Here is a 16,229-nt window from a genome sequence, read left to right on the forward strand (position 1 = left end):
ACCCGGTGACCCCTGCGGCGGCCGGTCAGGTGCTGAGGCCGGCGGTGGCACCGAACCCCACGATGATGATGACGACGAACAGGATGCCGGCCAGGATCGCGAGCGCGTACAGGGCCGTGACGATCCAGCCGAGCACTTTGCCCGCGGTCGCGGGCACGCCGAGGCGTTCCGCCTTCCGGGCCTGCCAGATGGCGAGCGGCCCGAGGATGATGCCCGCCACGAAGAACCCCAGGAGGCCGAGGATCAGGGAGAGCTGGGCCGCTTTCTCGCCCTCCATCGTCTGGTACGAGGACTGGTAGAGACCCGACGGGTAACTGCCGGTGGGCTGGTAGGGGCTGGTGCCGGGCTGGTACGGCGGGTAGCCGCCGACGCCGTCGTACCGGCCGGGCTCCCCGTACGCGCTGCCGTCGTACGGATTCCGGTGGCCGGGGGAGGGTGATTCGCTGGGATAGGGATCCTGGGACATCGTGGTTCTCCTGATCGGCTCGGCGGGTCCCCGGCGACGCTACCCGGGGAGACCATCATCCCGTCTCCGGCACGCCGGCGCACCTCACCGGGCCGAGGGGATGCCGCCGTCGGCGCGCTGCTGCGCCCCGAGGCGCGAGTGCCGGTTGCCGTACGCGAAGTAGATGGCGAAGCCGAGCACCAGCCAGCCTGCGAAGAACAGCCACGTGATGGTGGCGAGATTGAACATCAGGTAGAGGCAGAGCAGCGCGGAGGCGATCGGGATGACCTTGCCGAACGGGACACGGAACGCGGCCTTCAGGTCCGGTCGCCGGTGCCGCAGGACGATGATCCCGAGGCTCACGGTGATGAAGGCGGACAGGGTGCCGATGTTGATCATCTCGGCGAGGATCTCCACCTGGGTGAACCCGGCGAGCAGGGCCACGACCACGCCGCAGAGCAGCTGCGTCCGTGCCGGTGTCCCGTGCTTGTCGGAGGTGCGGCTGAGGGCGCGCGGCAGCAGCCCGTCGCGGCTGAGCGCGAAGATCACGCGTGCCAGGCCCATCAGCAGCACCATGATCACGGTGGTCAGCCCGATGAGGCTGCCCACCGAGATGACGCCGGCGGCCCAGTCCGCGCCGACCAGCTGGAAGGCCGTGGCGAGCGACGGCGCGCCGGAGGCCCCGAGCTCGGTGTAGGGGACCATGCCGGTCACCACGAGGGTCACCAGGATGTACAGGACGCTGACCACGGCGAGGCCGGCGAAGATGCCGCGGGGGAGGGTGCGGCTCGGGTTCTTCACCTCCTCGGCGGAAGTCGCCACGACGTCGAACCCGATGAAGGCGAAGAACACCAGCGCCGCGCCCGAGATGATGCCGGTGAAGCCGAACGCGGCCGGGGTGGCGCCGCTGAGGAAGGAGAGGAAGGGCTGCTCGGCCCACCCTGTGCCGCCGTCGGTGGCCGGCTCGGACGCCGGGACGAACGGGGTGTAGTTCGCCGCGTCGACGTAGAAGAAGCCGACGACGATCACGAACAGCACGATGCCGATCTTGACGACCGTGAAGACGCTGTTGACCCTGGCCGAGAGCTTCGTGCCCCAGATCAGCACGGCAGTGAAGACGGCGACGATCAGCAGGGGGCCCCAGGCCAGATCCAGGCCCAGCAGGCTGACCTCGGCGGGGACGTCGAGGTCGAGGGCGCTGAAGAGGTCGGAGAGATACACGCCCCAGAACTTCGCGATGACGGCGGCCGCCATGAGCAGTTCGAGGATCAGGTTCCAGCCGATGATCCACGCGATCACCTCACCCATGGTGGCGTAGGTGAAGACGTACGCGCTCCCCGCGACGGGCAGCGCCGTCGCGAACTCCGCGTAGCACATGATCGCGAGGGCGCACGTGATCGCGGCGAGGACGAAGGAGATGGTCACGGCGGGCCCGGCGTTGAAGGCGGCGGCCTGCGCTCCCACCGAGAAGATGCCGGCGCCCACGGCGACCGCCACCCCCATGACCATGAGGTCCCAGGTGGTCAGGGACCGCTTGAGGCCGCGCCCCTTCTCGTCGGAGTCCTTGATCGACTGCTCGATGGACTTGGTCCGGAAGAGGTCCATGGAGGCTGGTCCTTCAGTGGTGGGAACGGTGGGAACGGGGCGCGGGTGGCCGTGGCCCCTGTCGAGGATAGAAGCTGCCGGTGCCCTCCGCACGTTCGTGACGCGGGCGGCCCCGTCTCCCGGTGGGCGCTACAACCGCTGCTCGTCGGGCATGCCCGGGCGGCCGCGGAGGCCGTCCAGGACGAGGCCGAGGTACCGCTGGAATCCCGCGTCGCGGCCCGGCGGGGTTGCCGTAGCGGTCCCCGGAGGCAGGGAGCCCAGCATGCGGATGAGCACCAGCACGTCGTCACCCGTCAGATCGGGCCGTGCGCCGTCGTGCCTCAGCCGTGCGGCGATCTCCTCCGCGGCCGGTGCGATCCGCCGCCGCAGCATCGCGAGCCCCGCGGACACGAAGCCGTCCTCGTGCAGGAGGTCCCGCAGTCCGCGGTCCTCGAGTTGCATGCGGGCGGTCGAGCCGATGAACAGCCGCGCGGCGGCCCAGGCGTCCGTGAGTGCGAGGGCGCGGGATACCGTTGCGTCGACGTCCGTCACCCGCTGTTCCAGGATGGCCTCGATGAGGGTGCGGCGGTCGGGGAACCGACGGTACACGGTCCCCACGCCGACTCCTGCGTCACGGGCGATGTCCTCGAAGCGGCAGTCCGCGCCGTGGGCGGCGAACATGCGCCGGGCGGCCGCGAGGACCACCTCGCGGTTGTGCCGGGCGTCCCGCCGCAGCGGCCGCAGCGCGGGCGCGGCCCCGGCGTCGGACCCGGGAGCCTCAGACGGGGGCGCCACGCGTGGCTGTCCGGTGCAGGCGGAATGTCAGGAAGAGCCGGTGGACCGTGATCACGACGGCGAGCCAGGCGACCCCGAGCGTCCATGCGACCAGGACGTCCGTGAGCCAGTGGTGGCCGAGGTAGACCCGGCTGAGGCCCATGGTCACGGCGAAGGCGACGGCGAGGGCGACGGTCAGGAGGCGGGTGCGCTTGCGGTTCTGCCGCAGCACGAGCAGGTACGCCACGACGCCGGCGATCACGACGGCGTTGAGGGAGTGCCCGCTGGGGAACGACGGCGAGGATTCGTAGGGCGGGACCGCCAGTTCGATGGGCGGACGCAGGCGCCCGATCGCATCCTTCCCCGCGACCGTCATGAGCAGGGAGCCGAACGCCGCGGCCGGCAGGAGGATCACGGGTGTCCGGGAGCGGCGGCGGGCGGCGAGCAGCACCATGATCGCCACGGCGAGGACGGGCATGCCGATGGGTCCACCGATGTGGGTGTAGCCGGTGACGGCGGCATCGAACCAGCCCTCGCGCCACGACACGGCGAGCTCCAGGGCCGGCTGGTCCAGGGCGGCGACGCCGTCGGCATCCACGACCGATTCGTAGACCTCGGCCGACGCCGCGGTGAGCGCCGCGGCCACCCCGCCGCCGATCGCGATGAGCAGCAGCAGGGCCGCATGCGGGCCTGCCCAGCGGACGAGGGGGCTGACGCACCGGACGAGGAAGCGTCCCACCGGCGTCGTCCACCGGGTGAGGTCCCGTGGTCCTACATGGCTGTCCTGGTGCGCTGGCATCCACCGACTCTATGCCGCGGGGTGGGGGACGGCACCTCGGGGGAGGATCCGGGGCGCCGACTTGCGCGGTCGACCCTCGGTGTCTCCCGGCGCGGGGCTAGGCTGGCCGCATGAGCGATCCAGGCATGATCCGCGACATCGTCCGCGGCGTTCCGGTGTTCCCCGACGAGATGCCGCCCTTCGACCCGGAGGCGGCCCCCGAGTCGCCGATCCAGCTGTTCACCGAGTGGCTGCGGCGGGCCGTGGAGGACGGCGTCGCTGCTCCCCATGCGGTCAACCTCGCCACCGTGGGCGACGACGGCCTGCCGGATGCGCGCGTGGTGATCCTGAAGGACCTCACACCCGGAGGGTGGCAGGTGGCCTCCAGCAGTGACAGCCCGAAGGGCCGGCAGCTGGCCGGGACCCCGTCCGCCGCGCTGACCTTCTTCTGGCCCGAGGCCGGCCGCCAGGTGCGGGTCCGGGGTGCCGTCTCGACCGGCACCACGCAGGAGAACGACGCCGACTTCCAGCGCCGTCACCCCGTGGCCCGCGCCCTGGTGCTTGCCGGCAGCCAGAGCGCCGTGGTGCCCAGCAGGGACGACGTCGACGCCGCGGTGGCGGAGCAGGTGCGCCGCCTCGAAGCGGCGGACGGCCTCGCCTCGCCCACCTGGACGGTCTTCACCGTGGCACCGGACGCCGTGGAGTTCTGGCAGGCCGACCAGGAGCGGCGCCATACCCGCCTGCTGTACAGCCGGTCCGGTGAGGGCTGGCGCCGGGAGATGCTCTGGCCGTAGGGCGTCCCCGGCCGGCGCGCCGGTCCGGCGCGACGTCGGGTCAGTGGCCGAAGTCGTCCGAATCGACGACGTCGGCCCGCCCGGAGTCGAGCGTGTAGACGGCCGCCAGCTCCGCACCGGAGAGCTCGAAGTCGAAGACGTCCAGGTTCTGGGCGAGCCGCTCGGGGTGGGCGGACTTCGGGATGGCCACCATGCCCTGCTGCACGTGCCAGCGCAACACCACCTGCGCGGGTGTCCGGCCGTGGGCCTCGGCGATCGCGGTGACGGCGGGCTCGTCGAGGAGCCCGCCGCCTTGGCCCAGCGGGCTCCAGGCCTCGGTCACGATGCCGTGCTCGTTGTGGAAGGCGCGTTCCACGATGCGCGGCCGCTGCGGATCGAGCTGGATCTGGTTCACGTCCGGGACGATCCCGGCGTCGATGACCTGCTGCAGATGCGCCGGCTTGTAGTTCGAGGTCCCCACCGCGCGGACGAGGCCCTCCTCCAGCAACGCGGCGATGCCCTCGACCGCTTCGACGTGGCGCCCCTGCCCGGGATTGGGCCAGTGGACCAGGAGCAGGTCGACGTACTCGAGGCCCAGCAGGGCGCAGCTGGTCTCGAAGGCGCGCCGGGCGCCGTCCCTGCTGTGGTGCTCACGATTGAACTTGGTGGTGATGAACAGTTCCTCCCGCGGGACGCCGGAGCGGCGGATCCCCTCGCCGACGCCGGTCTCGTTGCGGTAGTTCTCCGCCGTGTCGATCAGTCGATAGCCGGTCCTGATCGCGAGGTCCACGGTGTCCGCAGCCTCGGCGTCGTTCAGGGGCCAGGTGCCGAGGCCGAGGAGCGGGAGCCGGGCGCCGCTGCGGAGCTGGACGGTGGGGGCGAGGACCATGGTGGTATTCCTGTCAGGGGTGCGTCGGGACGGGGCGCGCAGCGCCTCCCGCCACGATATCCCGCCCGGTTCCCGGGCGGCCGCCCGAGCGGTCCTCCGTCCCCGGCCGGCCGGGGCGGATCCGGAATGTGACAAGTACATGATTTCGCATCGGCCGCCGGCACGGTATAGTTCTCGCAGGGCCTAGCAGCGGGCCATTGAACCGCCATCGTGGAGCTGACCATGCATTCTTCTTCTTTCGCAGATTCCCGCACCCAGGTTGCGCCGAGCAGCGACTCCCAGCAGTTCGCACTGACCGTCGTCCCCGCAGCCTCCCCGAGCGCCGCATCCCGTCCGGAGGACGGCAGGTTCCCCGACGACCTCACCGTCGTGTCGAACCGGCAGCTGAGGGTTCTCTGCAACCAGACCTACCGGATGCTCGACCGCGACTTCCCGGCGATGGAGGCCGTCTTCCACTACGAGTTGCTGACCGAGGAGATCGAACGGCGCGAGGTCCAGGCGGAGACGCGCAGCGAACCCACGAAGGCGCGCGGCGGCTTCCGCGACAACACGCTCTTCTCGCGGTTCGAACTCTTCAGCGACGGCATCATGGTGGGGCACGTCAAGTACGAGATGAAGGGGTCCTACGCCGTGCTGATCCAGGCGGTCGTCGACCCGCAGTTCGATCCCGCCGACGTCGAGCCCGCGCTGATCCGCCGGGTCCTCCTCAACGCCCACCAGCGACGCATCGCCGTCGTTCCCTACTGCCCGCGGGTGCGGGAGTTCCTCCGGGAGTTCCCCCAGTACCGCGCGCTCCTGCCCGTGGACCAGCGCAGGCGGCTCGAGACGGCTCCGCGCGTTTCCGCCGACGCCTGACCGGAGCCCTGGCCGGGCGTGCCGTCCGCGGCCGGGCCGGCCGTGAGCGAGCGGTTGCGCACCCCGATCAGGTACCGCAGGTAGGGACGGAGCAGGACGCGCTCCGCGACGACGCCCGCGATGCCGAACGGTGCGGTGAAGCGGATTCGGTCGACCATCGTCGTGACGCCGTCGGTCTCCGAGAACTCGTGCACGTGGCGGAAGGAGCGGAACGGGCCGCTGAGCTGTTCGTCCACGAACCGGTGCGGTGGGGCGAAGTCCGTGATGACACTCGTCATCCTGATCGGGACACCGAAGTGCCAGGCGTGCCACGTCACCTGCTCGCCGGCGCCGATGAGACCGGCCGTCACCCCGGCCACGGCACGCTCCCGGGAGAAACGCATCGACGCGGTGTGCGCATCGATGCTGCGCGAGCGGTCGAACAGCTCCGCCGCGCTGATCGTGGTGGTGGTCGTGCACGTGAACTCTGCCGTCATGGCGTCAGTATCCCAGCCCCCGGCATGGGCCGGACGACCGTCCCCGTCGCAGGGCGCGCCGCGGCCGCGCCTGGTCCGCGCGGCTGCGACGCGTCGCGCGGATCAGGCGCGGACGAGCATCTTGCCGGTGTTGGCGCCGTTCATCATGTCCAGGAAGGCGCCGACCGCGTTCTCGATGCCGTCCACCACGGTCTCGTCGAACACGATGCTGCCGTCGGCGAGCCAGCCCGTCATCCGTTCGGCGAACTCGGCCTGCAGGTCCTGGTGCTGGCCGACGATGAAGCCCTCCAGCTTGAGGGAGCGCGTCACCAGGTTCCCCAGGTTGTCGGGACCGGGGGTGCGGGCGGTGTCGTTGTACTGCGAGATCGCGCCGCACAGGGCCGCACGGCCTCCGGTGTTGAGGCGGTCGATGGCGGCCTCGAGGTGGTCCCCGCCCACGTTGTCGAAGTAGACGTCGATCCCGTCCGGGGTGACGTCGCGGAGCTGTCGGCGCACGGGGGCGTCCTTGTAGTTGAACGCCTCGTCGTAGCCGTACTTCTCCTTGAGGAGCGCCACCTTCTCCGCGGAGCCGGCCGAACCGATCACGCGTGAGGCGCCGAGCTTGCGGGCGATCTGGCCCGCGATGGAGCCGACGGCGCCGGCCGCGCCCGAGACGAAGACGACGTCGCCCTCCTTCAGCCCTGCCACGCGCTTGAGTCCCGCATAGGCGGTGAGGCCCGTCATGCCGGCGGCGCCGAGGAAGACCGACAGCGGCAGCTCGGTGGCCGGCAGGGGGGAGAACTGGGCGGCGGGGCCCTGCGCCACGTCGCGCCATCCGTAGCCGTGCAGGACCGCGGTGCCGACGGGCAGGGCCGCGGCCGTGGATTCCACCACCCGTCCCACGGCTCCGCCGGTCATGGTCTCGTCCAGCCCGAAGGGTGCGACGTAGGACCGGGAATCGTTCATCCGGCCGCGCATGTAGGGGTCCACGGAGACGTACTCGTTGCGGACGCGCACCTCGTCCTCACCCAGTGCGGGCAGGTCCACCGTCACGGTGGCGAAGTCCTCGAGCGTCGGTTCGCCGACCGGTCGCCGGACGAGCTGGATCTGTGTGCTGGTGGTCATTGCTGCTCCTCGTGGTCGGTTGCTTCCTGCCTGTGCCAACCGGCGATCCGGAGGGATTATTCCGTTTACAGGGCCCGGGCGAGGCGCGCGCGCAGCTCGCGGGCGGCGTCGGACGGCGGGACCGCGTGCGGCGCGCGGCCCCAGAGCCAGAGGAGCAATGCCTCGGGGTCCGCCCGGACGGTCGGATGCCCGTTCGCGGTGGCGTCGCGCGTCACGCCGACCCGTCCAGGATCCAGGCGGACGTCCCAGGAGTGCCCGGCCGCCTCGAGGCGGACCACCGCCCCGGACGCCGTGCGATCCGGCCTGCTGCGGACGAGCATCACGGTCAGTACCTCGTCGATGCCGTCCACCGTGAGGTCGGGGTCCAGCCGGGTGGAGCCCCTGCCCGCCGTGTCCTCGAGGTCCACGCGGTGGATCGCGGTCTCGTGCGTGAGCCTGCGGATCCAGAAGCCGACGGTCTGGTCCCCCGGGACGAACGTCTCCGCGGGATCCTCGGGGCGGTGCCGGTCGAACTCGTCGGTGAGCCGGGCGAAGGAGTGGTCGAGCAGGGCCCGCGGAGGGAGGCTGCCGATGCTCACCGGAGGCCAGCCGTGGCTCGGGCGCTCGCCGGTCCGGATGGTCTCCGCCTTGTGGAGGAAGACGATCGCGGTGTGCCGCGCGAGGTCCTCGCCCGTCCAGCCCGGACAGCCCGGCACGGGCAGGTCGAGCGTGGCGGGGACGAGGTCGGCGAGGGCCCGGTACTCCCGGTCCAGCACCTCCCGGTACCGGTTGAACGGAAGGGCGTGCGGGGAAGCCGGGTCCATCCACCGAGTCTAGGCGGGGGGGCCCGGCGTCGGCGATGTTACCGACGAGTAATATCGTGTGCATGCACCTGATCTTCCGCACGATGCTGCAGCTCTTCCTGTCCGGCAGGCGTTCCCGTCTCAGTATCTGGGGCTCCAGCAGCGTGGGCCTCAGGGTCCTGCTCACGGACATCGACATCGCGCTGCACATGAACAACGGGATGTACTTCTCGGTCTTCGACCTCGGCCGCTTCGACCTGATGGTCCGCAGCGGGGTGTGGCGGCTGATGCGCCGTCGCGGGTGGAGCCCGGTGGCTGCGGGGGAGACGATCAGTTTTCGGAAGTCGCTCCAGCTCGGCCAGCGCTACGCCGTGGAGACGCGCATCATCGGTCTGGACGAGCGCGCCGTGTACTTCGAGCAGCGTGCCGTCGCCGACGGGGAGATCTACGCGCGGGCCTTCATCGCGACGAGGCTCGTCTCGGCCTCCGGCCCGGTGAGCAACGAGGAGATCCTCGCGGCCTTCGGGGCGCCGCCGGCGGACCTGGTGCTGCCCGAGTGGATCCACGAATGGCGCCTGAACAACGCACTGCCCAGTACGCGCAGGCCCGCGCCCCACGCCTGGTAGGGGCTGCGCCGGACACATGGCGAAGGGAGGCGGCCCGATGGCGGGCCACCTCCCTTCGTGTGCCGGAGGTCAGTACGCCTGGCGGGTGCGGCTGACCAGCATGGCCGCGAGCAGCCCGACGACGACGGCGAACGGGATCGCCAGGGCCGCGATGCCCCGCGATCCGGCGATCGACGCCGGCGTCAACGCCGCGGTGGACGCGGACATCTCGCCGGTCCCGTCCGCCAGCTCCCCGTTGCCGGAGGCGAGCTCGGCTGCGCCGTCGGCCAGGCGTGCATTGCCGTCGGCGAGTGCTGCGGCGCCGTCGTCCAGGGCGCCCGATCCGGTCTGCAGGGCCACGGCGCCGGTATTGAGCGCGACCAGCCCCTCGTTCAGGTCGGTGGTGCCGTCCGCGACCCGCTGCGTCCCGGAGTGGAGGTCGGCTGCGCCGTCGGCGAGCTTCGTCGAGCCCTCGCCCAGACGGATGGCGCCGTCGTTCAGGGCGGCCGCGCCGGTTGCCGCGGTGGACGCGCCGTCCACGAGGGCCGGGGTCTTGGCGGCGAGTTCCGCCGATCCGGCGCTCAGCCGGTCGGTCCCGTCCGCGAGGCTGGTGGTGCCCTCCGAGAGCTTCGCCGCGCCCACCCCGAGGGTGGTACTGCCCGCGGCGAGACGTGCCGAGCCGTCGGCCAGTCGCGTGGTGCCGGCGGCGAGATCCGTGGCGCCGTCGCTGAGGCTGCCGCTGCCGGCGGCGAGGAGCGAGGTCCCCTCCGCGAGGCGGGTGGTGCCGGCGGCGAGATCCGCCGCACCGTCACTGAGGCTGGTGGTGCCGGCGGCGAGGAGGGAGGTGCCTTCGGCGAGGGCCTGCGACCCGGCGAGCAGCCCCGGGGTCCCGGCGGAGCCCGTGAAGCCGGCGTCGAGCTGCGCGAGGCCTCCGCGGAGCGCCCCCGCTCCCTGCAGGAGCGGCGTGATGCCTCCGGTGTAGAGGTTGTTCGTCTTGGTGTTGGATTCCACGGTGCCGGCATGCACGGCGGACGCCCCGGCGGCCACGGACTGCATGCCCGCGTAGAGGGGGGCGCTGCTGGCGGAGAGGGTCGCAGCGCCGGTTGCCACGTCGGTCGCGCCCGTGGCGACGGCGGAGGCCCCGGCGGACAGTCCCTGCAGCTGCGGCAGGATCGCGCTGAGGGGAAGATCCGGCTGGGCGTTGGCGGCCGCGAGGAGCTCGGCGAGACCCGCCGAGACACCTCCCGCGCCGTCCCTCACGCCTGTGCTGCCCGCGGAGAGGGTGGCGAGTCCGCCGGTGAGCTGCTCCCCGCCCGCCCGCACGCTTTCGGCACCGAGGGCGACCTTCTCCGCTCCGGTGACCAGAGCGGCCGACCGCTGGAGGGAGCCCCCGTCCTGGTCCAGTTCCGTCTTGATCTGCTGCAGTCCGGCCTCGAGGGCGCCCGAGCCCTCGAGGGCCTGTGAGGTGCCGTCGGCGAGGCGTTCCGCTCCTGCCGCGAGAGCCGCGGCTCCTCCGGCTGCCTGCTCCGCTCCGGCGGAGAGCGTGCCGGCGCCGGCGGCGAGGGCCGACGAGCCGTCACGGGCCGCGACGGCGCCGTCGTCGACCGATGCCGCCCCCTCGGAGAGCCGGGTGGCGCCGTCGGCGACGGCGAGTGATCCGTCCCGTGCCGCCGCCGCGCCGTCGGCGGTCAGCGCCGCGCCCTGGGAGAGGACGCCGGTCCCCTCCGCGAGGGCACCCGCGCCGTCGCGGGCTGCGGAGGCGCCGGTGTCGAGGGCCGCTGCGCCCGCGGCGATCTTCTGCGTGGCGTCGTTGGCGCGGGCCGCCCCCTCGAGGATCGCGGTGTTGCCCGCGGCCAGCCGGCCGGCGCCCTCCTGCAGCGACGCGGAGCCGACGGCGGCCGCGGCCGCTCCGTCCTCCAGGGCCGCGGCGCCGTCGTCGAGGGCCTTGGCCCCGGTGGACAGCGTGACGGACCCGGTGCCGGCGGTCTTCAGGCCCGCCGCCAGTTCGCCGGCGCCGGTGTTCAGGCGCTGTGCTCCGTCGGCCAGTTCGGAGGAGCCGTCGCGTGCCGCCGCTGCACCTTCGCTGAGGGCGGACGATCCCTCGCTCGCGCGGCCCGCGCCGTCGTCGAGCCGTGTCGCGCCGTTGGCCACCCTGCCGGTGAACAGGGCGAAGAACGCCAGCAGGGCGATCAGGAGGAGGGCGAGGAAGATGGTCAGGACCGCGTGCAGGCGGCTGCCTGTGGGCGCGTGTGTAGAGGGCATGGTGATCCGTTCTCAAAAGCTGTCGCCCGGACGGGGCGTTTGGACGGACGAGTCGGGCGCCGTCGAGCACTCGTCATTGAGTGGTGCGGTAGGCGCACGGCGAAAACCCGCCGGAAGCCTGGGAAATGTGTGACGCTCGTTACATTCTTAGGCTACCGACGGGTAACTTAGCAAGGGGTTCGGCGGAAGAAGTTACCGGGCAGTAGCTTCCCGTGCCCGTCCGCGGACGACCCGCTGCACGCCGTACAGCGCCAGGCCGACGGCGAGCAGGACGCCGGTGCGGACCCAGATCTCGGCCGGCTGCTGGGTGAGCAGCAGGATGCAGGACGCGATGGCGAGGTAGGGGAAGACCGCCGGGATGCGGAAGTGCTTGTGCTCCACGGCGTCCTTGCGCAGGACCAGCACCGCGATGTTGGTGCTGAGGAACACGAAGAGCAGCAGCAGCACCACGGTCTGGGAGAGGGATTCGAGCCCGCCGGTCAGGGTCAGTGCCATGGCGACCAGGGTCGTGGCGACGATCGCCACCCATGGGGTGCGGCGGCGGGACAGGACGCGGTCGAAGACCGAGGGGAAGAGGCCCTGCTCCGCCATCCCGAACGTCAGCCGACTCGACATGATCATGGTGAGGAGGGCGCCGTTGGCGACAGCGATGAGGGCCACGAGGCTGAAGAGCCAGGCCGGGATGCCCGCGCCGGTGGTGGCGACGACGTCGAGCAGCGGCGAACTCGATCCGGCGAGCTGGTCGGGGGCGACGGCGGCGGAGGCGGCCAGTCCGATCAGGAGGTAGACGACGCCGGCCGTGAGGAGTGCGCCGAAGAGCGCCCGCGGGTAGACGCGGCTGACGTGGTGGACCTCCTCGGCGACGTTGGCGGAGACCTCGAAGCCCACGAAGGAGTAGTAGGCGATGAGCGATGCCGCCAGGACGGCGGAGGCCGCGCCCACGCCGGGAGGGAATTCGTTGACGCGCGAGAGGTCACCGTTGCCGCCAGCGACGAAGATCCCGACGACGACGATCACGAGGACGAGGCCCGAGACCTCGATGACGGTCATGACCACGTTGCTGCGCACCGACTCCTTGATGCCGCGCATGTTCAGCAGGCCCAGGAGCACGAGGAAGGCGAGCGCGGCCGGCGTGGCGGGCACGTCCACGAAGGTGGTGAGGTAGCCGCCGGCGAAGGCCTGGGCGAGTCCGGCGGCACTGGTCACGCCGGCGGCCAGCATGCAGAAACCGACGAGGAACGAGATGAACGGTTTCTTGAAGGCGCGCTCGGCGAAGACCGCGGCTCCACCGGCCTTCGGGTACTTGGTGACCAGTTCGGCATAGGAGCCGGCCGTCAGGAGGGCGAGCGCGAGGGCGACCATGAGTGGCATCCAGATCGCGCCGCCCACCTCCTCCGAGATGACGCCGACCAGGGCGTAGACACCGGCCCCGAGCACGTCACCGAGGATGAAGAGGTACAGGAGCGGGCCGGTGATCCCGCGCTTCAGTCTCGTGTCGGGGCCCTGCTCGGTGATGGTCATGAGCGCCAGTGTAGACCAAAGTGCTAAGCAGGCTGGGTAATTTCCCATCCATAGAACCGCTCGACGCGCCACCCCTACCGCCGGACGCGGGTGCGCTTGTGGTGGCTGTGACGGAGAGCATAATTGCTTTCGACAAACAATGGCCCGGGGGAGGCCGCTCCAGCTGACAGAGAGGCCATCCATGAGTTGGCTCGACCGCGACCACACCATCGCCCGACCGGGATTCAACCGCTGGCTGATCCCGCCCGCCGCGCTGGCCGTCCACCTGTGCATCGGCCAGGCGTACGCGACCAGCGTCTACAAGACCGCACTCACAACGCACTTCGACGCCACGCTGACGCAGATCGGCATCATCTTCTCGATCGCGATCGTGATGCTCGGCCTGTCGGCGGCACTCCTGGGCACCTGGGTGGACCGCAACGGTCCCCGCAAGGCCATGTTCACCTCCGCCGTGCTCTGGACCTCCGGCTTCCTGGTGGGAGCGCTCGGCATCTTCACGAACCAGCTGTGGCTCGTCTACCTCGGGTACGGGTTCATCGGCGGCATCGGGCTGGGCATCGGCTACATCTCGCCCGTGTCCACGCTCATCAAGTGGTTCCCGGACCGCCCGGGCCTCGCGACCGGCATGGCGATCATGGGCTTCGGCGGCGGCGCGCTCATCGCGAGCCCCCTGTCCACGCAGCTGCTCCGCATGTACGACCCGAACTCGGGCACCGAGGGGTGGGTGGCCAGCGGCGACGCCGTCGGGAAGCTGTTCCTGACCCTCGCCGTCATCTACTTCGTCTACATGATGTTCGGTGCCTTCACCATCAAGGTGCCGGCGGAGGGCTGGAAGCCGGAGGGCTTCGATCCGTCGCAGCTGAAGTCCAAGCCCCTCGTCACCACGGACAACGTCTCCGCCGCGAACGCCATCAAGACGCCCCAGTTCTGGCTCGTGTGGGTCGCCCTGTTCTGCAACGTCACCGCGGGCATCGGCATCCTCGAGCAGGCGTCGCCGATGATCCAGGACTTCTTCCGCGGCGCGGACGGCTCGACGGCGGTGTCCGTCGCCGTCGCCGGCGGCTTCGTCGGCCTGCTGTCCATCGGCAACATGGCCGGGCGGTTCGGCTGGTCGACGCTGTCGGACCTCATTGGCCGCAAGCGCATCTACATGGTCTACCTCGGCGTGGGCGCGGTCCTGTACCTGATCCTCGCCCTCGCCGGGGCCTCCACGACCCTGCTGTTCGTCGGACTCGCCTTCGTGATCATCTCCTTCTACGGCGGTGGCTTCTCCACGGCACCGGCCTACCTCCGCGACCTGTTCGGCACCTACCAGGTCGGCGCGATCCACGGCCGCCTGCTCACCGCGTGGTCCGCCGCCGGGATCGCCGGGCCGCTGATCGTGAACGCGTTCCTCGACGCGCAGGGCACCCCGGGCGAGCTCACGGCGGCTGCCTACCAGCCCGCCCTGCTCACCATGGTGGTGCTGCTGGTCATCGGGTTCATCGCCAATCTGCTCGTCAAGCCCGTCAGCGCCCGTTTCCACGAACCCGTGCGGAACGCGCCGAGAGAATTCGCAAAGGAGGCGTGACATGGCCGGAGCACGCATCACCGCCGTCTGGGCGCTCGTCGGAGTGCCCCTCGCCTATGGGATCGTCCAGACCCTGACCCGCGCGGCAGCCCTCTTCGGAGGCTGACCAGCGCCCCCTCACGGGGTGGGCCGCCGCGGCGGGCGTGCAGACCCGGGGTAACGCCCCCACGGGTCTGCACCCCCGCCGCGGCGGCTCCACCGTTTGAGCGGACCATCGGGAGGATTCATGCACAACACCAGCACGCAGCAGCTCGGGGCCCTGGAGCGCGGGGAGCTCCCGCCGCTGGAACAGGTGCGCGACGACGTCTGGTCCCTCGCGCAGCCGATGCCGGGCGGGCACCTCGCCTACTCCCTCACCTACCTGCTCCGCAGCGCGGACGGCGGCGTCCACGTCATCGACCCGGGGTGGGACTCCGACGCGAACTGGGACAGGCTGACCGGCGCGCTGGCGGAGATCGACGGCGCCGTCACCGGGATCACCGGGACGCACCTGCATCCCGACCACGTGGGCATGGCCGCCCGCCTCCGCCGGGCGTCGGGCGCACCCCTGGCCATGCACGGCGTGGAGCGTGCCGCCCTCGAGCGGCACGCCGCCCGCCGGCTCGACCCCGAGGAGGTGGCCGCGCGCCTCGCCGGGTGGGGTGTGCCGCCGGAGCGCCGGGACGAGCTGTCCCGGTTCGTGGACCGCTCGCCCGCAGGACTCGGGCCGGCCGTCGACCGCACCCTGTCCGACGGCGACGTCCTGCCCGTTCCCGGTTTCCGGACGGTCGTGATGGCCACGCCCGGCCACACGGCAGGCCACATCTGCCTGCGCGACGACGACCGCGGGCTCCTCTACACGGGCGACCACGTGCTGCCCACGGTCTTCGCCGGTCTGGGGCTCGGGGGCGCGACGCCGTCGAACCCGCTGGCCGACTACGTGGCGTCCATCGACAGGGTGCGCCGCTACGGACACTACGAGGCGCTCCCCGGGCACGGGCACCGGTTCGCCGGGCTCGACGAGCGGGCGCACGAGAGCGCCCAGCACCACCTGAAGCGTGCGCAGGAGGTCACCGCAGTCCTCGGGGCCGTCGCCGAGCCCACGGTCTGGGACCTCGCCTCACGCCTCACGTGGTCCGCCGGCTGGGAGGGGCTGCAGGGCTTCCAGCTGCTCTCCGCGCTCTCCCAGACCGAGATGCACCGGGACTTCGTCAGGGCACAGGCGCCGCCCGCGCCGAAATCTTCGGATTGTTCGCCGTAACCCCTCCCCGTCCGGGCCGGCCGTCTATACGCTTCGGGAATGGAGACAGCAGCGGGCGCCGACGACGTCGCGTTCGACCGCGCCATCGAGGTCCTCGAGGAGCAGACGAGCGTGCTGTGGCGCAGGGAACGGACCACCTCGCACGCGCTCGCGAAGCATGTGCACCCCGCCATGGAGCCGGCCGCCTACGGCATCCTGACGCTCCTGCAGCGGGAGGGGTCCCTCCGGGCGACGGACATCGCCCAGAGCATCGGGGTCGGCAAGCCGTCGGTGAGCCGGCAGCTCGCCGGGCTGGAACGGCTGGGCCTCGTCAACCGCCAGCTCGACCCGCACGACGCCCGCTCCCAGCGCGTGGTCCTGACACCGCTCGGGCAGCGGCAGCTCGCCGTCGCGCAGAGCGGCCGACGCACGGCCTTCACGGCCCTGATGCGCAGCTGGAAACCGGAGGACGTCGAGGCGCTCGGCACCCTGATCGCCCGCCTCAACAGCACCTACACGAAGGACACCTGGTAGCCCGTCAAGTCCGCAGGCGCCTCGGACCCGGATGCGCAGCCTGCTGACTGCCGCCTAG

Annotated in this window: 17 protein-coding genes; 7 read left to right on the plus strand and 10 right to left on the minus strand. The window is 71.4% G+C overall.

Annotated features, from left to right (window positions below; all coding sequences use genetic code 11):
• Nucleotides 1-25: 25 nt before the first annotated feature.
• The 4 genes from ACSGDB_RS11125 to ACSGDB_RS11140 all read right to left on the minus strand — a co-directional run bounded on the left by ACSGDB_RS11125 (nucleotide 26) and on the right by ACSGDB_RS11140 (nucleotide 3,602).
• A complete protein-coding gene (locus tag ACSGDB_RS11125) occupies nucleotides 26-466 on the minus strand; it encodes a DUF4190 domain-containing protein (protein ID WP_434994768.1) in 441 nt (146 codons plus the stop codon).
• An 84-nt stretch (nucleotides 467-550) separates the two neighbouring features.
• Nucleotides 551-2,050 (minus strand): amino acid permease, encoded by a 1,500-nt coding sequence (locus ACSGDB_RS11130; protein WP_434994769.1) that lies wholly within the window; start codon nucleotides 2,048-2,050, stop codon nucleotides 551-553.
• Nucleotides 2,051-2,179: 129 nt separating this feature from the next.
• Nucleotides 2,180-2,824 carry a TetR/AcrR family transcriptional regulator gene (locus ACSGDB_RS11135; RefSeq protein WP_434994770.1) on the minus strand — a complete coding sequence of 215 codons (645 nt, stop codon included), beginning with the start codon at nucleotides 2,822-2,824 and terminating at the stop codon, nucleotides 2,180-2,182.
• Nucleotides 2,808-3,602 carry a phosphatase PAP2 family protein gene (locus tag ACSGDB_RS11140; protein ID WP_434994771.1) on the minus strand — a complete coding sequence of 265 codons (795 nt, stop codon included), beginning with the start codon at nucleotides 3,600-3,602 and terminating at the stop codon, nucleotides 2,808-2,810. The genes ACSGDB_RS11135 and ACSGDB_RS11140 overlap by 17 nt, the downstream gene beginning before the upstream one ends.
• Before the next feature lie 110 nt (nucleotides 3,603-3,712).
• On the opposite strand from ACSGDB_RS11140, the gene ACSGDB_RS11145 reads away from it, so the two are divergent.
• Nucleotides 3,713-4,375 (plus strand): pyridoxine/pyridoxamine 5'-phosphate oxidase, encoded by a 663-nt coding sequence (locus ACSGDB_RS11145; RefSeq protein WP_434994772.1) that lies wholly within the window; start codon nucleotides 3,713-3,715, stop codon nucleotides 4,373-4,375.
• Between the two features lie 40 nt (nucleotides 4,376-4,415).
• On the opposite strand, the gene ACSGDB_RS11150 is transcribed toward ACSGDB_RS11145, so the two are convergent.
• Nucleotides 4,416-5,243 (minus strand): aldo/keto reductase, encoded by an 828-nt coding sequence (locus ACSGDB_RS11150; RefSeq protein WP_434994773.1) that lies wholly within the window; start codon nucleotides 5,241-5,243, stop codon nucleotides 4,416-4,418.
• 222 nt (nucleotides 5,244-5,465) lie between these two features.
• On the opposite strand from ACSGDB_RS11150, the gene ACSGDB_RS11155 reads away from it, so the two are divergent.
• Nucleotides 5,466-6,098: a GNAT family N-acetyltransferase gene (locus ACSGDB_RS11155; protein WP_434994774.1), complete on the plus strand. Its 633-nt coding sequence runs from the start codon at nucleotides 5,466-5,468 to the stop codon at nucleotides 6,096-6,098.
• Here ACSGDB_RS11155 and ACSGDB_RS11160 read toward each other — a convergent pair.
• The 3 genes from ACSGDB_RS11160 to ACSGDB_RS11170 form a co-directional block, all read right to left on the minus strand.
• Nucleotides 5,984-6,574 (minus strand): SRPBCC family protein, encoded by a 591-nt coding sequence (locus ACSGDB_RS11160; protein WP_434994776.1) that lies wholly within the window; start codon nucleotides 6,572-6,574, stop codon nucleotides 5,984-5,986. The genes ACSGDB_RS11155 and ACSGDB_RS11160 overlap by 115 nt on opposite strands.
• Before the next feature lie 102 nt (nucleotides 6,575-6,676).
• Nucleotides 6,677-7,678, minus strand: a complete 1,002-nt coding sequence (locus tag ACSGDB_RS11165; protein ID WP_434994777.1) for an NADP-dependent oxidoreductase — start codon at nucleotides 7,676-7,678, stop codon at nucleotides 6,677-6,679.
• Nucleotides 7,679-7,743: 65 nt separating this feature from the next.
• Complete coding sequence (locus ACSGDB_RS11170; protein ID WP_434994778.1) at nucleotides 7,744-8,481, minus strand: maleylpyruvate isomerase family mycothiol-dependent enzyme; 738 nt, start codon at nucleotides 8,479-8,481, stop codon at nucleotides 7,744-7,746.
• Between the two features lie 62 nt (nucleotides 8,482-8,543).
• On the opposite strand from ACSGDB_RS11170, the gene ACSGDB_RS11175 reads away from it, so the two are divergent.
• Nucleotides 8,544-9,086 carry a thioesterase family protein gene (locus ACSGDB_RS11175; RefSeq protein ID WP_434994779.1) on the plus strand — a complete coding sequence of 181 codons (543 nt, stop codon included), beginning with the start codon at nucleotides 8,544-8,546 and terminating at the stop codon, nucleotides 9,084-9,086.
• 69 nt (nucleotides 9,087-9,155) lie between these two features.
• On the opposite strand, the gene ACSGDB_RS11180 is transcribed toward ACSGDB_RS11175, so the two are convergent.
• Together ACSGDB_RS11180 and ACSGDB_RS11185 are read right to left on the minus strand one after the other, a co-directional pair.
• Nucleotides 9,156-11,327, minus strand: coding sequence for a hypothetical protein (locus ACSGDB_RS11180; RefSeq protein WP_434994781.1), 2,172 nt, complete (start codon nucleotides 11,325-11,327; stop codon nucleotides 9,156-9,158).
• Between the two features lie 192 nt (nucleotides 11,328-11,519).
• Complete coding sequence (locus ACSGDB_RS11185) at nucleotides 11,520-12,848, minus strand: APC family permease (RefSeq protein ID WP_434994783.1); 1,329 nt, start codon at nucleotides 12,846-12,848, stop codon at nucleotides 11,520-11,522.
• A gap of 181 nt (nucleotides 12,849-13,029) precedes the next feature.
• Between ACSGDB_RS11185 and ACSGDB_RS11190 the strand changes: the two genes are divergently transcribed.
• The 4 genes from ACSGDB_RS11190 (at nucleotide 13,030) to ACSGDB_RS11205 (ending at nucleotide 16,171) form a co-directional block, all read left to right on the plus strand.
• Complete coding sequence (locus ACSGDB_RS11190) at nucleotides 13,030-14,418, plus strand: OFA family MFS transporter (RefSeq protein WP_434994785.1); 1,389 nt, start codon at nucleotides 13,030-13,032, stop codon at nucleotides 14,416-14,418.
• Between the two features lies 1 nt (nucleotide 14,419).
• A complete protein-coding gene (locus ACSGDB_RS11195; RefSeq protein ID WP_434994787.1) occupies nucleotides 14,420-14,524 on the plus strand; it encodes an MFS transporter small subunit in 105 nt (34 codons plus the stop codon).
• Between the two features lie 120 nt (nucleotides 14,525-14,644).
• On the plus strand, nucleotides 14,645-15,658 hold the full coding sequence (locus ACSGDB_RS11200; protein ID WP_434994789.1) for an MBL fold metallo-hydrolase: 1,014 nt from the start codon (nucleotides 14,645-14,647) through the stop codon (nucleotides 15,656-15,658).
• 39 nt (nucleotides 15,659-15,697) lie between these two features.
• Nucleotides 15,698-16,171, plus strand: a complete 474-nt coding sequence (locus ACSGDB_RS11205; protein WP_434994790.1) for a MarR family winged helix-turn-helix transcriptional regulator — start codon at nucleotides 15,698-15,700, stop codon at nucleotides 16,169-16,171.
• Nucleotides 16,172-16,229 lie beyond the last annotated feature (58 nt).

This window comes from Arthrobacter sp. Ld5 (assembly GCF_051172775.1).
GTDB lineage: Bacteria > Actinomycetota > Actinomycetes > Actinomycetales > Micrococcaceae > Arthrobacter_D.

What these genes read in the sequence shown, in the direction of transcription:
- ACSGDB_RS11125 (WP_434994768.1), bottom strand. Translation starts at nt 466, where the DNA reads ATGTCCCAGGATCCCTATCCCAGCGAATCACCCTCCCCCGGCCACCGG.
- ACSGDB_RS11130 (WP_434994769.1), bottom strand. Translation starts at nt 2,050, where the DNA reads ATGGACCTCTTCCGGACCAAGTCCATCGAGCAGTCGATCAAGGACTCC.
- ACSGDB_RS11140 (WP_434994771.1), bottom strand. Translation starts at nt 3,602, where the DNA reads ATGCCAGCGCACCAGGACAGCCATGTAGGACCACGGGACCTCACCCGG.
- ACSGDB_RS11145 (WP_434994772.1), top strand. Translation starts at nt 3,713, where the DNA reads ATGAGCGATCCAGGCATGATCCGCGACATCGTCCGCGGCGTTCCGGTG.
- ACSGDB_RS11150 (WP_434994773.1), bottom strand. Translation starts at nt 5,243, where the DNA reads ATGGTCCTCGCCCCCACCGTCCAGCTCCGCAGCGGCGCCCGGCTCCCG.
- ACSGDB_RS11155 (WP_434994774.1), top strand. Translation starts at nt 5,466, where the DNA reads ATGCATTCTTCTTCTTTCGCAGATTCCCGCACCCAGGTTGCGCCGAGC.
- ACSGDB_RS11160 (WP_434994776.1), bottom strand. Translation starts at nt 6,574, where the DNA reads ATGACGGCAGAGTTCACGTGCACGACCACCACCACGATCAGCGCGGCG.
- ACSGDB_RS11165 (WP_434994777.1), bottom strand. Translation starts at nt 7,678, where the DNA reads ATGACCACCAGCACACAGATCCAGCTCGTCCGGCGACCGGTCGGCGAA.
- ACSGDB_RS11170 (WP_434994778.1), bottom strand. Translation starts at nt 8,481, where the DNA reads ATGGACCCGGCTTCCCCGCACGCCCTTCCGTTCAACCGGTACCGGGAG.
- ACSGDB_RS11175 (WP_434994779.1), top strand. Translation starts at nt 8,544, where the DNA reads ATGCACCTGATCTTCCGCACGATGCTGCAGCTCTTCCTGTCCGGCAGG.
- ACSGDB_RS11180 (WP_434994781.1), bottom strand. Translation starts at nt 11,327, where the DNA reads ATGCCCTCTACACACGCGCCCACAGGCAGCCGCCTGCACGCGGTCCTG.
- ACSGDB_RS11185 (WP_434994783.1), bottom strand. Translation starts at nt 12,848, where the DNA reads ATGACCATCACCGAGCAGGGCCCCGACACGAGACTGAAGCGCGGGATC.
- ACSGDB_RS11190 (WP_434994785.1), top strand. Translation starts at nt 13,030, where the DNA reads ATGAGTTGGCTCGACCGCGACCACACCATCGCCCGACCGGGATTCAAC.
- ACSGDB_RS11195 (WP_434994787.1), top strand. Translation starts at nt 14,420, where the DNA reads ATGGCCGGAGCACGCATCACCGCCGTCTGGGCGCTCGTCGGAGTGCCC.
- ACSGDB_RS11200 (WP_434994789.1), top strand. Translation starts at nt 14,645, where the DNA reads ATGCACAACACCAGCACGCAGCAGCTCGGGGCCCTGGAGCGCGGGGAG.
- ACSGDB_RS11205 (WP_434994790.1), top strand. Translation starts at nt 15,698, where the DNA reads ATGGAGACAGCAGCGGGCGCCGACGACGTCGCGTTCGACCGCGCCATC.